Source organism: Nocardioides sp. BE266 (assembly GCF_031457855.1).
Taxonomy (GTDB): Bacteria; Actinomycetota; Actinomycetes; order Propionibacteriales; family Nocardioidaceae; genus Nocardioides.
Window position 1 is genome coordinate 288,872 of sequence record NZ_JAURTI010000001.1, and the last position, 13,908, is coordinate 302,779.

The following is a 13,908-nucleotide window of genomic DNA, read 5'->3' on the forward strand; positions in this document are numbered from 1 at the left end:
CTGGGCGGGGGATGTCATGGTCACGAAATCGCGCCCTGCGAGCGGCTGAAGACGTTGTCGCAGCTGAAGTCGGCCTCGTCCACCTCGGGAGCGGTGAAGTCGGCGACGTTGTCCCCGGTGATCAGGAACTGCTCGGCGAACCACGCGCGGTCCTCGTCGGCGATGTCGTCGACGGAGAGCTCACCGGTGGCCACGCAGTAGCCGATCGCCAGGCCGATGCCACCCTGCCACGGGCCGTCGGAGGAGACGGTCGCGGTCATGGTGCCGTCGCCGATGGCGGTCAGCGCGTCGGGCACGGCGTCGATGCCGACGACCGCGACGTCGTCGCGACCCGCCTGCTCGAGGGCGGCCAGGGCGCCGAGCGCCATGTCGTCGTTGGCGGCCCAGATGCCCTTGATCTTGTCGCCGTGCTTGGTGAGGAGCGTCTTGGTGACGGCGAGGGCCTCGTCACGGGAGAAGTTGGCGGTCTGCTGGTCGAGCAGCGTGACGTCCGGGTTGGCCTCCAGCGACGCCTCGAGACCGGCGAAGCGGTCCTTGGCGGCACCGGTGTCCAGGATGCCCTGGAGGGCGATGATGCCGCCCGAGCCGCCGATGGCCTCGGCGAGCGCGTCACCGATCTGCTGGCCGGACTCGACACCGTTGTAGGTGATGTGGCTCAGCCACTGGCTGTAGTCGGTGACGTTGACGTCGGCCGGCTTGTTCCACTGGGTGACGAGGTAGGCACCGGCCTCCTGCGCGCCCTCGACGATCGGGAGGGTGTCGGAGTCGCCGTTGGGCAGGATGTTCATCACGAGGCACTCGGTGTCGCCGGCGAGGAGCTGGGTGATCTGCTCCTGCTGCTTGGTGGAGTCACCGTCGTAGGTCAGGCGCTTCTGGGACAGGTCGACCTGCTCGGCGAACGCGTCGCCACCGTCGAGCCACGAGGCCTCGTAGGGGTTGGACTCGTTGCGCACCTGGCCCACGAGGACGACGTCCTCGGGAGCACAGCCGCCGGCTTCGGCACCGCCGCCGGCCCCGCCGGCCTCTTCACTGCAGCCCGCGAGGGCAGCAGCGGCCAGGGTCAGGCCGATGACGGCTGCAGTGGGTCGGGAGATGGACTTCATGGTCGATCCTCATTCTCTTCGGTGCCGGGGTCCGGCGGTGGGACTGACTGATTCTTTGTGGTGCGCCCCGAGGTGGAGGTGGTTGTTCACTGTGCGGGTGCTGCTGGTGGTGCGGTGGTGCTGGACTGGGACGTGCGGGTCAGCGGGCCATCCAGCCGCCGTCGACGACCAGGACGTGGCCGTTGACGTAGTCGGCTGCCGACGAGCTGAGGAAGACGGCCGCGCCGGCGATGTCCTCGGCGCCGCCCCAGCGACCGGCCGGGATCCGCTCGAGGATGGACCGCGAGCGGTCGGCGTCCTCGCGCAGGGCGGTGGTGTTGTCGGTGGCGATGTAGCCCGGCGCGATGGCGTTGACCTGTACGCCGTGCGGCCCCCACTCGTTGGCCAGGGCCTTGGTCACGCCGGCGACGGCGTGCTTGCTGGCGGCGTACGACGCCACGCGGATGCCGCCCTGGAAGGAGAGCAGGCTGGCGATGCTGACGATCTTGCCGTGCCCGCGCTCGACCATCGGCCGACCGAGCTGCTGGCAGAGGAAGAACAGCCCGTTGAGGTTCACGTCGAGCACGCGCTGCCACGCGGCCGGGTCCACGTCGACCGCGTCCTCGCGGTCGATGATGCCGGCGTTGTTGACCAGGATGTCGACCTGGCGGGAGTCGACGAGCTCGGCGCCCACCTGCGCGACGGCGGCGTGGTCGCCCATGTCGAGCTCGACGACGTCGGCCTTGCCGCCGGCCGCGAGCACTGCTTCACGGGTGGCGTCGTTGCTGCCGGGCCGGCCGAGCAGGACGACGTCGGCGCCGGCCTGCGAGAGGCCGAGCGCGACGGCCCGTCCGATGCCGCGCCCGGCTCCGGTCACCACCGCGCACCTGCCGTGCAGGTCGAAGGGCGAGCGGGACAGGCCCGGGAGGGACGCGTCGATCACAGGTCCTCCACCGCGACGGGGCTCAGGTCGGTGTAGCAGTTGTTCTCCCCCGCCATCGCCCAGATGAAGGCGTACGACCCGGTGCCGGCGCCGGCGTGGATCGACCACGGCGGCGAGATGACGGCCTCGCGGTTGCGGAGGACGAGGTGGCGGGTGTGCCCGGGCTGGCCCATGAAGTGGAAGACGCGGTCCTCCTCGGCCAGGTCGACGTAGCAGTAGATCTCGGTGCGGCGGTCGTGCAGGTGCGGCGGGAAGGTGTTCCACACCGAGCCGTTGGCGATCACGGTGACGCCGAACTGCAGGACCGAGGTCTCCACGTCCTGGCCCCAGACGTAGCGGAAGAGGTTGCGCTCGTTGGCGGCGTCGGCGGACCCGAGGGCCACCGGCTCGACGTCGCGGTGGACCAGCGCCGTCGTGGGGTACGTCGCGTGGGCCGGGGCGGACACCCAGTAGAAGGCGGCCTCGGCGCCGGCGAAGGCGACCTCGCTCCCCCGGCCGACGAACAGGCCGTCGAGGTGCTCGAGCTCGAACTTCTCGCCGTCGACGAGCACGTGGCCGGCGCCGCCGACGTTGATGATGCCGAGCTCGCGGCGCTCGAGGTGCTGCTCGGTGCCGAGCACCTCGGTGTAGGCCGGGAGGTCGAGCTGGCCGGTGCCGGGCACCGCTCCGCCGATGACCATGCGGTCGTCGTGGGTGTAGGTGGCGCGCACCTCGCCCTCGACGAAGAGGTCCGGGACGAGGAAGTTCTCGCGCAGGTCCGCCGTGGTAGCCGTCTCCGCACTGCTCGGCGAAGTCGAATATCGAACCTGGATCACTCGGTCACCCCTTGGTCTATGTGAACTGCGTTCGTCTATGTGAACTGAGTTCGAGACTATACGTGACGGCCGTCACTGGTCAAGGGGCAGAAACCTGTCCATGTATGCGAACTCGCGCTACCCTTACATTGATCTCGGGGGGAACGTCTCCCCGTCCCCCTGGAGTCCTCACGAGGAGAGTGCGATGACGCAGCAAGCAGAACTGACCAAGGAGGCCGCCGTCGGCCCCACCGCGGCCGGCCCCGTCAAGTCGGCGGCGCGCGCCCTCGACCTGCTCGACGAGATCGCGGCCAACGGTCCCGGCACGCAGCTGCAGCTGTCCACGCGGCTCCACATCCCCAAGAGCAGCCTGCACGCGCTGCTGCGCACGATGACCGACCGCGGCTGGCTCCAGACCGACCCGACCGGCAGCGTCTACCAGCTCGGCATCCACTCCCTCGTGGTGAGCTCGGCCTACCTCGACGGTGACCCGGTGCTCGCCCGCGCGCAGTCGGTGCTCGACGAGGTCGCTGCCGCCACCGAGGAGACCGTCCACCTCGGTCGCCTCGACGGCGCCGACGTCATCTACACCGCCAAGCGCGAGTCGGTGCACCCGCTGCGCATGCACTCCGCGGTCGGCCGACGGCTGCCTGCCTTCGCCACCTCGCTCGGCCGGGCGCTCCTCGCCGAGCTCCCCGAGGACCAGCGCCGCGACATGGTGCCCGAGCACATCACCGCGATCACGCCCAACACGACCACCGACAAGGACGCGGTGCTCCACATCATCGAGACCGCGCAGCTCCAGGGCTACGCGACCGAGAGCGAGGAGTCGTGCATGGGCGTGCGCTGCTTCGGCGTCGCGCTGCCCTTCAGCAACCACGCGGTCGACGCGCTCAGCGTCGCCGTGCCGACCAGCCGGCTCGACAACGGCCGCGAGGACCTGATCATCGAGACGCTGCTCAGCGTCAAGGCCCGCCTCGCCGCGGTGCACGGCAACAGCCTGGTGCGCTGACGGGCGTCACCTGGCCAGCCGGTCCACCACCGCCCGCAGCGGCGGCCAGTTGTCGCGACCGCGTCGGGTCACGGCGTACGCCCTGAGGAAGACCGACGGGTCCTTCAGCCGTACGACGCTGACCCCGCGCCGCGACGCCCGCCCGCGCGGCAGCAGTCCCACTCCCCTGCCGGCGACCACCAGGTCGTCGACCAGCTCGAGCGAGTCGATGCGGTGCACCACCCGCGGCGTGAAGCCGGCCCGCGAGGCGAGCGTGCGCAGCGCGACCTCGTCGGCGGTGTTGCGCGAGTTCACGATCCAGTCGCGGTCGGCGAGGTCGGCGAGCCCGAGGTGGCGGTCCTCCGTCGGCACGCCGACGCCCCACTCCAGGTCCCAGAGCGGGGTCACCTCGTGGTCGGCGCGCCAGTCGACCGGGGCCAGGTCGTAGTCGTAGACGAGGGCGAGGTCGACGTCGTCGCGGGCCAGCAGGTCGAAGGACTCGAGCGGCTCGTACTCGAGGACGTGCACCTCGATGCCCGGGTTGGTGCGGCGCAGGTCGTCGATCGCGGGCAGCAGCGAGCGACGGATCGCGGAGGCGAAGCCGGCCACGCGCAGCACGCCGATCGGCTCCGAGGTCGGGTCGAGGTCGAGGCGGGCCGCGTCGACCGCGGCCAGGATGGTGACGGCGTGCTCGGCCAGGCGACGGCCCGCCGGCGTGAGCCGGACCCGACGACCGTCGGGAGCCAGGAGCGGGCTGCCGACGTCCTTCGCCAGCGCCGCGATGCCCTGCGAGACGCTCGATGTCGTCGTGCCCATGGCGTCGGCCACCTCGTGCATCGACCCGAGGCGGGAGAGCTCGAGCAGCATCTGGAGGCGGCGCACGTCCATCTCGTCATTGTGCATGATTCGTGAACGGTTGGTCCAGCAAAGTCACGTGGACACGAACACTTACGAGGTCGTTCACTGGTCGCATGCAGCTCTCACCCGCCCGCACCGGTGCCTCGATGGCCGTCGCCTCCATGCTCTGCGTCCAGCTCGGCCTCGCCGCCTCCGTCGGCCTCATCGACGACGTCGGGGCCGGCGGTGCCGCCTGGCTCCGGCTCTTCTGGGCCGGCGTCCTGCTCCTCGTGCTGGTCAGGCCGCGGCTCTCGACCTTCAGCCGCGAGGCACTGCAGGCCGGCACCGCCCTCGGCGTGGCCACCGCCGGGGTCACCCTCCTCTTCATGGCCGCCGTCGCACGGCTGCCGCTCGGCACCGCCAGCGCACTGGAGTTCCTCGGTCCGCTCGGGGTCGCCGTGGTCCGCAGCCGCGGCACTGGCCGGGTCTGGGCACTGCTCGCCGCCGCCGGCGTGCTCTGCCTGACCCAGCCGTGGACCGGCGACGCCGACCCGGTGGGCGTCGGGTTCGCCCTCGCGGCAGCGTGTTGCTGGGCGGCGTACATCCTGCTGACGCAGCGCGTCGGCGACGCGGTCAGCGGGCTCGGCGGGCTCGCCATCTCGATGCCGGTCGCGGCCGTCGTGGCGACCGTGGTCGCCGGGCCGGGCGTCGTCGGCCACCTCACGCCCGAGCTGTTGCTCGTCGGCCTCGGCCTGGCCGTGCTGCTGCCGGTGGTGCCGTTCGCGCTCGAGCTGCTCGCCCTGCGCCGGCTGACCACCGCGGCCTTCGGGACGCTGATGGCCCTCGAGCCGGCGTTCGCGCTGATCATCGGGTTCGTCGCGCTGTCCCAGGTGCCCAACGCGCTGTCCGTCGCCGGTGTCGGCCTGGTCGTCGCGGCCGGCATCGGCGCCGAGCGCAGCGGCGCCCGCCACGAGGTGCCCGCGGCCGAGCCGCTCAACCCGGCGCCGACGCCTGCCTGACCCGGCTACGCCAGGCCGAGCCGCTCGCGGACGGCCGGGGCGAACGGGCTCCACGCGCACCAGCGCGGGAAGTCGCGGACCAGCCGCGGGGGCCCGGTGAGGCTGAGCGCACCCTGGGCGAGCGCCTCGGGATAGGTCACGATCCCGGAGAAGACGCGCATCAGGTCCACCGGCGCCACGGCGACGGTGAGGTCGGTGTCGAAGCCGGGCGGGTCGGTGCAGATCGAGGTCTCCCGACGCTCGATGACCATCCAGATCCGCGTCGGCTCGTCGCCGGCGTAGTCGAACTGCACGACCGTGCGCTGCTCCGGCAGCGCGTCGACCTCCAGGCGCCGCGACATCCACCACGTCAGCGTCACCGGGTCGACCTCGCGCGGCTCCGGCTCGCTGAACATCCAGCGCACCGCCCACTCCCCGACCGCCATGATGACGGGCTCGAGGTCCCGCCCGGCCGGGGTGAGGTGGTACTCGTGGCCCGTCGGGACCGGCACCCGCTCGACCACGCCCTTGCGCTCGAGGTGCTCGAGGCGCTGCTTGAGCAGCGTGCGCGAGATCCCCGGCAGCCCGCGCGCGATCTCGTTGAAACGCTTCCCGCCCAGCACCAGCTCGCGCACGATCAGCGGCGTCCAGCGCTCGGCGAGGACCGAGCTCGCCAGCGCCACCGGGCAGTACTGCCCGTAGTCCTTCATCCCCTCAGTGTCTGCCCGGCCCCGGCGCGAGTCCAGAAATTGTTCCGGCCGGGTCCAGAACTCGTTCTGGAGAGGATCCGCCCGCTCGGGCGAGCGTGGACGTCCACCCGAGAACAGGAGACGACCATGACCACCACCTTCGACCCGACCGCCTTCAAGGCCACCACCCGTGCCCAGTGGGAGACCGCGGCGGACGCCTGGCACCGCTGGGGACCGAGCATCGAGGACTGGCTCGGTGAGGCGACCGAGCGGATGCTCGACGACGTACGCCTCACGCCGGGCGCGCGCGTGCTCGACGTCGCCGCCGGGGCGGGCGGGCAGTCCTTCGCCGCCGCGCGTCGCGTCGGTCCGTCCGGCCACGTGCTGGCGACCGACATCTCCCCCGCGATCCTGGAGCACGCCGCCGCGGTCGCGGCGGATCAGGGGCTGACGCAGGTCGCGACGCTCGAGGCCGACGGTGAAGACCTGTCGGCAGTGCCGGACGGGAGCTTCGACGCTGCGATCTCGCGCGTCGGCCTGATCTACTTCCCCGACCAGCACGGCGCGCTCTCCGAGGTGCACCGCGTGCTGCGCCCGGGCGGGCGGTTCTCCTCGATCGTGTACTCGACACCCGACCTCAACGGCTTCTTCGCCCTGCCCGTCGGCATCATCCGGCGGATCGCCGGCCTGCCGGCACCGGCGCCCGGGCTGCCGGGCCCCTTCAGCCTGGCGGCACCCGGGGTCGCCGAGGCGGCGTAAGTCGCCGCGGGCTTCGCCGACGTCACCGTCACGTCCGTGCCGTCGCCGGTGCGCATGGCGAGCGCCGCGGAGTGCGTGCGGTTCGAGCACGAGTCGTTCGGGGCGCTGCACCAGATGCTCTCCGGCGTCGGGCCGGACGAGCGCGATGCCGCGTGGCGCGAGATCGAGGAGGCACTCGGGCAGTTCGAGGGACCGGACGGCTTCGTCGGTCCGTGCGAGATGCTCGTGGTCAGCGGCACCCGTCCCTAGCGGTCGGGACGGGTCTGGCACCGCGCCGCCACCTCTGGCACGTTGGGGACGTGACTGTCGCCCCGCGGGACTGGACCGCCGAGCCGGCGGACGTGCTCCTCGCCGACGGCAGCGTCGCGGTGATCCGGTCCTTGCGGCCCGACGACCGCGACGCCGTCCTGGCGCTTCACGAGTCGGTGTCGGTCGACACCCTGCGGTTGCGGTTCTTCTCGCCCAGCCGCGAGGCAGGCCGGCAGTACGTCGACCACGTCTTCGCGCCGGACAACTCCGGGTCGGCGGCGCCGATTGCCGTCATCCGCGGCCGGGTCGCGGGGCTGGCCACCGCCGAGCTGCTCAGCCCCGACGCCGCCGAGGTCGCCTTCCTCGTCGCCGACGAGGACCGCGGTCGCGGCCTGGGCAGCCTGCTGCTCGAGCACCTGGCTGCGCTCGGGCGGCGGCACGGCGTGAGCCGGTTCGAGGCCGAGGTGCTCGGCGACAACTACGGCATGCTCCGCGTCTTCCGGGCCGCCGGCTTCGCCGCCACCCGGGAGAACGTCGAGGGCGAGGTGTCGGTGGTGCTGCGCACCGACGCCTCCCGCGAGGCCGTCGAGGCGGCCGACCGCCGCGAGTGGCGCGCCGCCGCGCGCTCGCTGCAGCCGCTGCTCCACCCGGCGAGCGTGGCCGTCGTCGGCGTACGACGCTCGGCCGGCGGCTTCGGCCACGGCGTGCTCCAGGCGATCCGGAGCTCGTCCTACGCCGGTGCGCTGCACGTGATCCACCCCGAGGCCGCGTCGATCGACGGACTGCCCGCCACCCGCAGCCTCGCCGAGCTGGACGGCCCGGTCGACCTCGTCGTGGTCGCGGTGCCGGCCGACGGCGTGGCCGACGTGCTGCGAGACGCCGCCGCCAACGGTGCGGGAGCGACCGTCGTCATCTCGTCGGGGTTCTCCGGCACGGGCAGCGACGAGCGACGCCTCGAGCTCCTCGAGCTCGCGCGCGGGCACAGCCTGCGGCTGGTCGGGCCGAACTCGCAGGGCGTCCTCGACAACGCCGACGGGCTCAACGCGACCCTGCTCCACGACGTGCCCGAGGTAGGCGGCCTCGCCGTCGCCTCGCAGTCCGGCGGCATGGGCTTCGCGCTGCTCGACCTGGCCCGCGACGTCGGCCTCGGCGTGCACGCGTTCGTCTCCCTCGGCGACAAGATCGACGTCTCGAGCAACGACCTGCTCGCCGCCTGGATGGACGACGACGCGGTCGCGGCGGGCGCGCTCTACCTCGAGTCGTTCGGCAACGCGCTGAAGTTCGCGCGGACCGCCCGCCGCTTCGCCGAGCAGAAGCCGCTGCTCGCCGTGGTCGGCGGTCGCGCCCGTGCGCGCCAGGACTCCACCTCGACCATCGGGGTGGGCGTGGACGCCCTGCTCGACCAGTCGGGTGTGATCGCCTGCCGCACCGGCGCCGAGCTCACCGAGACCGCGCTCCTGCTGGTGGAGCAGCCGCTCCCCGCCGGTCTGCGCGTCTGCATCGTGTCCAACACCGGCGGGGTCGGCGCGCTCACCACCGACCGCGCCGACGGCCAGGGCATGCTCGTGACGCCGACGTCGGTGGAGCTCGGCGAGGCCGTGCGCGCAGCCGCGCCGGGCACGGTCGACGTACGGAATCCGGTGGACCTGGGCGCCGACGTCACCCCCGCAGAGCTCACCGCCGCGCTGCGGGTCGTGCTCGACAGCGGCGAGGCCGACGCGGTCATCGTCATGCTCGTCGCCAACCGGCTCACCGACCGCGACGCGCTCTTCGCGGCGGTCGCCGCGGCTCGTCCCGCCGGCGCCGACGTGCCGCTCCTGCTCGTCACGCCGGGCGCCGCCTTCGACGCGGCGCGCGGCCTCCCCGGCGTCACCGCCTACCGCACGACCGACGCCGCGATCGGCGCGCTGGGCCGGGCGATGAGGTACGCCGCCTGGCGACGCGTGCCCGCCGACCAGCCCGAGGTCGAGCTCGGCACCCGGGGCGTGCACGCCCGCACGTGGGCCCGCTCGCGGCTGGCCGCGCGCGCCGGCGAGCCCGAGTGGCTGGCGGCGTCGGACCAGGCCGAGCTGCTCGCGCCCTACGGCATCCACCTCGTCGGCACCCTCGCGTCCGGACCGGCCCACGCAGCACGGGTCGCGGACGAGATCGGCTACCCGGTCGCGGTGAAGGTCGCCGACCCGACGGTGCTGCACAAGTCCGACCGCGGGCTGGTGCGCATCGACGTCCGCACGGGCGACGACGTCGCCGATGCCGTACGACGCTTCGCCGAGGAGCTCGGCCGCCCCGACGTGGACGTGCTCGTCCAGCCGCTCGTGCTCGGGCACCAGGCCTCGGTCGGGCTCGTCCGCGACCCGCAGCTGGGCCCGCTCGTGCGCGTGGCAGCCGGCGGTGCTGCCGGTCCCGCCGGCAGCTGGGCCGACGACGTGCTGCTGCTCCCGCCGGTCGAGGCTGCCGACGCGGCCCGCGCCGTCCGGGCGCTGCGGCTGTGGCCGCAGCTCGTCGGCGACCACGGACTCGAGGAGGTCGACCTCGCCCCGCTCGAGGCGCTGGTGGTGTCGGTCGGGCGCCTCGCCGTCGACGTACCCCACGTCGCCGACCTCACCCTCGAGCCCGTCGTCGTCAACGCCCACGGGCTCTTCTGCGTCGATGTGAAGGTCCGCCTCGCCGAGCCGCCCGAGCTCGACACCGGCATCCCCCGGCGGCTGCGCTCCTAGGCCATCGTCTCCAGCACGGCCGCGCGCACGCGCGGGTGGACGAGTGGCGGCAGGTCGTCCGCGGCGAACCAGCCGATGTCGACGTGCTCCTCGGGCGCGACGTTGGTCGGCACGCCCTCCCACTCCCCCACCAGCCAGGCGCTCAGCACGGCCTCACCGCCACCCGGGTCGACCGTCACCCGGCACAGGTGGGACGTCGACTCCGTCGCGATCCGCACCCCGAGCTCCTCGAACAGCTCGCGCGCCAACGCCTCCGGCTCCGACTCCCCCGTCTCCATGACTCCCCCGGGCAGGTCCCACACGTCGGGGAACGCCTTCTTGTCGGGCCTGCGATGCGCGAGCAGCACCCGCCCCTCACGGACGAGCGCACCGACGACGACCTGGACCATGGGTGGATCGAAGCACGGCCGTACGACATGTACCCCTGCTGCCCGCCGCACGTGCAGCGGATGTGGCCCACGATCTGCGGTCGCGAGGGTCACTTACGCCGCACATGCGCACACGTGTCCGCCGTGTCGCCCTCGCGCGGCCGTTCCGAGGGCGACTTCCCGGACATGTGTCCGAGGTGGTGGTCTAGGACCCCCGCACGACCTCCAGCGCCTGGCGGGCGATCTCCCACTCCTCGTCGGTGGGCACGACGAGGGCGGCGACCGCGGACCCCTCCGCCGACACGAAGCGGGCCTCGGACGAGCGGGCCTCGTTGCGGGAGGAGTCGAGCACGATCCCGAGGCGGAACAGGCCGTCGAGGGCAGCCGCCCGCAGCTCGGGGCTGTGCTGGCCGACGCCGCCGGTGAAGACCACCGCGTGCAGCTCGCCGAGCGCGGCGTAGTAGGCGCCGACGTACTTGCGGACGCGGTAGGCGTAGACGTCGAACGCCAGCGAGGCCGCTGCGTCACCGGCGGCGCGTCGCTCGGACAGCTCGCGGAAGTCGTTGACGCCCGACAGCCCGAGCAGGCCGGACTCGCGGTAGAGCGCGCGGTCGATCTCCTCCAGCGACCAGCCGAGCTCGCGGTGCAGGTGCCCGTGGACGGCGGGGTCGAGGTCGCCGGAGCGCGTGCCCATCACCAGTCCCTCGAGCGGCGTCAGGCCCATCGAGGTGTCGATCGAGCGGCCGCCGCGGACGGCCGCGGCGGACGCGCCGTTGCCGAGGTGCAGCACCACGAGGTTGGTGTCCTCCAACGGCCGCCCGAGCAGCTCGGCGGCACGACGGGACACGAAGGCGTACGACGTGCCGTGGAAGCCGTAGCGCCGGATCCGGTGCTCCTCGCGCCAGGCCCGCGGGATGGCGTAGGTGTACGCGTGCTCGGGCATCGTCTGGTGGAACGCGGTGTCGAAGACCGCGACCTGCGGCACGCCGGGGAAGAGCTGCATCGCGACCCGCAGCCCCTCGAGGTTGGCGGGGTTGTGCAGGGGCGCGAGCGGCACGAGGTCCTCGACGGTCTCGAGCAGCCGGTCGTCGACGACGACGGGCTCGGCGAACAGGTCGCCGCCGTGCACGACCCGGTGCCCCACGGCCGCCAGCGAGCCGGGGTCGAGGGCCGGACCGTGTGTGTCGAAGGCGTCGAGCGCCGAGCGCAGCGCGTCCTCGAAGTCGGCGATCGGGCGCTCCTCGGTGTGGTCCTCGCCGCCCACCGCGTGCGTCAGCTTCCCGTTGGACTCGCCGATCCGCTCCACCGACCCGGACGCCTCGGCCGCGCCGGTGGAGCCGTCGAGCAGGCGGTACTTCAGCGACGACGAGCCCGCGTTGAGGACCAGCACCCGCTCGGTCACGACTTCGCCTGCGCCTGGATCGCCGTGATCGCCACGGTGTTGACGATGTCGCGCACCAGCGCACCGCGCGACAGGTCGTTGACCGGCTTGCGCAGCCCCTGCAGGATCGGGCCGACCGCAAGGGCGCCGGCGGAGCGCTGCACGGCCTTGTAGGTGTTGTTGCCCGTGTTGAGGTCGGGGAAGACGAAGACCGTCGCCCGACCGGCCACGGCGGAGTCCGGCAGCTTGGTCCGCGCCACCGCGGCGTCGATCGCGGCGTCGTACTGGATCGGGCCCTCGACGAGCAGGTCCGGCGCCCGCTCGCGCACCCGCGCCGTCGCCTCGGTGACCTTCTCGACGTCGGTGCCACTGCCGGACGTGCCGGTGCTGTACGACAGCATCGCGACGCGCGGCTCGACCCCGAAGGCCGCCGCCGTGCGGGCCGAGGCGATGGCGATGTCGGCGAGCTGGGGAGCGGTCGGGTCAGGGTTGACCGCGCAGTCGCCGTAGACGAGCACCTGGTCCTTGAGGCACATGAAGAAGACCGACGAGACGACCGAGACCTCGGGCACCGTGCGGATCACCTCGAGCGCCGGGCGGATGGTGTGGGCCGTGGTGTGCACCGCCCCCGACACCATCCCGTCCGCGAGGCCGAGCTCGACCATCATGGTGCCGAAGTACGACACGTCGACGACGATGTCGCGGGCCGCGTCGAGGTCGATGCCCTTGTGCGCGCGCCGCTGGTAGTACTCCTGCGCGAACCGCTCGCGCAGCTCCTCGTCGTGGGGGCTCAGCACCCGCGCGCCCGACACGTCGATGCCGAGGTGCGCGGCCTTGGCGCGCACGATCATCGGGTCGCCGAGCAGCGTCAGGTCGGCGACGTTGCGGCGCAGCAGGATGTCGGCGGCGCGCAGGATCCGCTCCTCCTCCCCCTCCGGCAGCACGATGTGGCGGCGGTCGGCGATCGCGTCGTCGAGCACCTGGTGCTCGAACATCAGCGGCGTGACGACGGAGGTCCGCGCGACCTCGAGGCCGCTCACCAGCTCGTCGCCGTCGACGTGCTCGGCGAAGAGGTTCAGCGCCGTGGCGATCTTGCGCGGCGAGTCCTTGTCGAGCCGCCCGCGGCGGTTGGTCAACGCGGTCGAGGTCGCGTGCGTGCCGAGGTCGGTGGCCACGATGGGCAGCGCCACCTCGAGCCCGTCGAGCAGCCGGTCCACCTGCTCGGGCAGGTCGAGCCCGCCGTTGAGCACGATGCCGGAGATCTGCGGGAAGCTCGCCGACTGGTGGGCCGTGAGCACGCCGAGCACCACCTCGGGCCGGTCGCCGGGCGTCACCACGAGGGCGCCGTCGAAGAGCCGGTCCAGCACGTTGGGCAGCGTCATCGCCGCGACGACCAGGCCGGGCACCTCGCGGGTCAGCTGGGCCTCGTCGCCCCGCACCAGGTGGCCGTCGCAGGCCGCCATCAGGTCGGCCACGGACGGTGCACTGAGCAACGGCTGCTCGGGCAGAGCGAACGCAGGTACGCCGTCGCGGCGCAGCGCCGCGGCCGTGCGCTCGGTCGCGTCCGGGTCGACGCGGTTCGCGATGATCGCGAAGAGCGAGGCGTGGTTGGCGGCGAGCTCGGCCTCCGCCATCGCCGCCGCCGTGCAGAGCTGGGCGGTGTCGCGGCCGTTGCCGCTGAGCACGAGCAGCACCGGCGCACCGAGGTTGGCCGCGACGCGGGCGTTGAAGGCGAACTCCGCCGGCGCCCCCACATCGGTGTAGTCGCTGCCGACGACCACCACGGCGTCGCTCTGCTCCGCGACCTGGTGGTAGCGAGCCACGATGCGGTCCATCGCCCCGTCGGGGTCGGCGTGCACGTCGTCGTAGCTGACCCCGGCGCACTCGTCGTACGTCAGCGCGACGGCGTCGTGCGAGACGAGGAGGTCGAGGACGTAGTCGTGCTCGTCGCCGGTCGAGGCGTCGGTGCGCACGACCGGTCGGAACACCGCCACCCTCGCCACCCGGCGGGACAGCTGCTCGAGCACGCCGAGCGCCACCGCGGACTTGCCGGTGAACCCCTCGACCCCGGCGACGTACACGCTGCGTGCCATGGGCCGA

At 72.9% G+C, this 13,908-nt stretch carries 13 protein-coding genes; 5 read left to right on the forward strand and 8 right to left on the reverse strand.

Annotated features, from left to right (window positions below):
- Window positions 1–20 precede the first annotated feature (20 nt).
- The 3 genes from J2X46_RS01435 to kduI all read right to left on the reverse strand — a co-directional run bounded on the left by J2X46_RS01435 (window position 21) and on the right by kduI (window position 2,840).
- A complete protein-coding gene (locus J2X46_RS01435) occupies window positions 21–1,103 on the reverse strand; it encodes a substrate-binding domain-containing protein (protein ID WP_310245983.1) in 1,083 nt (360 codons plus the stop codon).
- A gap of 139 nt (window positions 1,104–1,242) precedes the next feature.
- On the reverse strand, window positions 1,243–2,025 hold the full coding sequence (kduD, locus tag J2X46_RS01440) for a 2-dehydro-3-deoxy-D-gluconate 5-dehydrogenase KduD (protein ID WP_310245986.1): 783 nt from the start codon (window positions 2,023–2,025) through the stop codon (window positions 1,243–1,245).
- Window positions 2,022–2,840, reverse strand: a complete 819-nt coding sequence (kduI, locus tag J2X46_RS01445) for a 5-dehydro-4-deoxy-D-glucuronate isomerase (protein WP_310245987.1) — start codon at window positions 2,838–2,840, stop codon at window positions 2,022–2,024. Before kduI ends, kduD begins: the two co-directional genes overlap by 4 nt.
- Before the next feature lie 184 nt (window positions 2,841–3,024).
- Here kduI and J2X46_RS01450 point away from each other — a divergent pair, with 184 nt between their 5' ends.
- A complete protein-coding gene (locus tag J2X46_RS01450) occupies window positions 3,025–3,831 on the forward strand; it encodes an IclR family transcriptional regulator (RefSeq protein ID WP_310245990.1) in 807 nt (268 codons plus the stop codon).
- Window positions 3,832–3,837: 6 nt separating this feature from the next.
- Here J2X46_RS01450 and J2X46_RS01455 read toward each other — a convergent pair whose 3' ends face one another.
- Window positions 3,838–4,698, reverse strand: a complete 861-nt coding sequence (locus J2X46_RS01455) for a LysR substrate-binding domain-containing protein (RefSeq protein ID WP_310245994.1) — start codon at window positions 4,696–4,698, stop codon at window positions 3,838–3,840.
- Between the two features lie 83 nt (window positions 4,699–4,781).
- Here J2X46_RS01455 and J2X46_RS01460 point away from each other — a divergent pair, with 83 nt between their 5' ends.
- On the forward strand, window positions 4,782–5,666 hold the full coding sequence (locus J2X46_RS01460) for an EamA family transporter (protein ID WP_310245996.1): 885 nt from the start codon (window positions 4,782–4,784) through the stop codon (window positions 5,664–5,666).
- Between the two features lie 5 nt (window positions 5,667–5,671).
- Here J2X46_RS01460 and J2X46_RS01465 read toward each other — a convergent pair whose 3' ends face one another.
- Complete coding sequence (locus tag J2X46_RS01465; RefSeq protein WP_310245997.1) at window positions 5,672–6,355, reverse strand: helix-turn-helix domain-containing protein; 684 nt, start codon at window positions 6,353–6,355, stop codon at window positions 5,672–5,674.
- Window positions 6,356–6,481: 126 nt separating this feature from the next.
- Here J2X46_RS01465 and J2X46_RS01470 point away from each other — a divergent pair, with 126 nt between their 5' ends.
- The 3 genes from J2X46_RS01470 to J2X46_RS01480 are packed head-to-tail and all read left to right on the forward strand — an operon-like array spanning window position 6,482 to window position 10,059.
- A complete protein-coding gene (locus J2X46_RS01470; RefSeq protein ID WP_310245998.1) occupies window positions 6,482–7,093 on the forward strand; it encodes a methyltransferase domain-containing protein in 612 nt (203 codons plus the stop codon).
- Between the two features lie 36 nt (window positions 7,094–7,129).
- Entirely contained in the window at window positions 7,130–7,342 is a 213-nt protein-coding gene (locus J2X46_RS01475; protein ID WP_310246001.1) for a hypothetical protein, read from the forward strand.
- 50 nt (window positions 7,343–7,392) lie between these two features.
- The gene (locus tag J2X46_RS01480; RefSeq protein WP_310246003.1) at window positions 7,393–10,059 is read left to right on the forward strand and encodes a GNAT family N-acetyltransferase; all 2,667 of its coding nucleotides are present in this window, start codon (window positions 7,393–7,395) and stop codon (window positions 10,057–10,059) included.
- Here the strand turns inward: J2X46_RS01480 and J2X46_RS01485 are convergent.
- The 3 genes from J2X46_RS01485 to pta all read right to left on the reverse strand — a co-directional run bounded on the left by J2X46_RS01485 (window position 10,056) and on the right by pta (window position 13,901).
- Window positions 10,056–10,448, reverse strand: coding sequence for an NUDIX domain-containing protein (locus J2X46_RS01485; protein ID WP_310246006.1), 393 nt, complete (start codon window positions 10,446–10,448; stop codon window positions 10,056–10,058). The genes J2X46_RS01480 and J2X46_RS01485 overlap by 4 nt on opposite strands.
- A 184-nt stretch (window positions 10,449–10,632) precedes the next feature.
- Window positions 10,633–11,829, reverse strand: coding sequence for an acetate kinase (locus tag J2X46_RS01490; RefSeq protein ID WP_310246008.1), 1,197 nt, complete (start codon window positions 11,827–11,829; stop codon window positions 10,633–10,635).
- On the reverse strand, window positions 11,826–13,901 hold the full coding sequence (gene pta / locus J2X46_RS01495) for a phosphate acetyltransferase (protein ID WP_310246011.1): 2,076 nt from the start codon (window positions 13,899–13,901) through the stop codon (window positions 11,826–11,828). Before pta ends, J2X46_RS01490 begins: the two co-directional genes overlap by 4 nt.
- Between the last annotated feature and the right edge of the window lie 7 nt (window positions 13,902–13,908).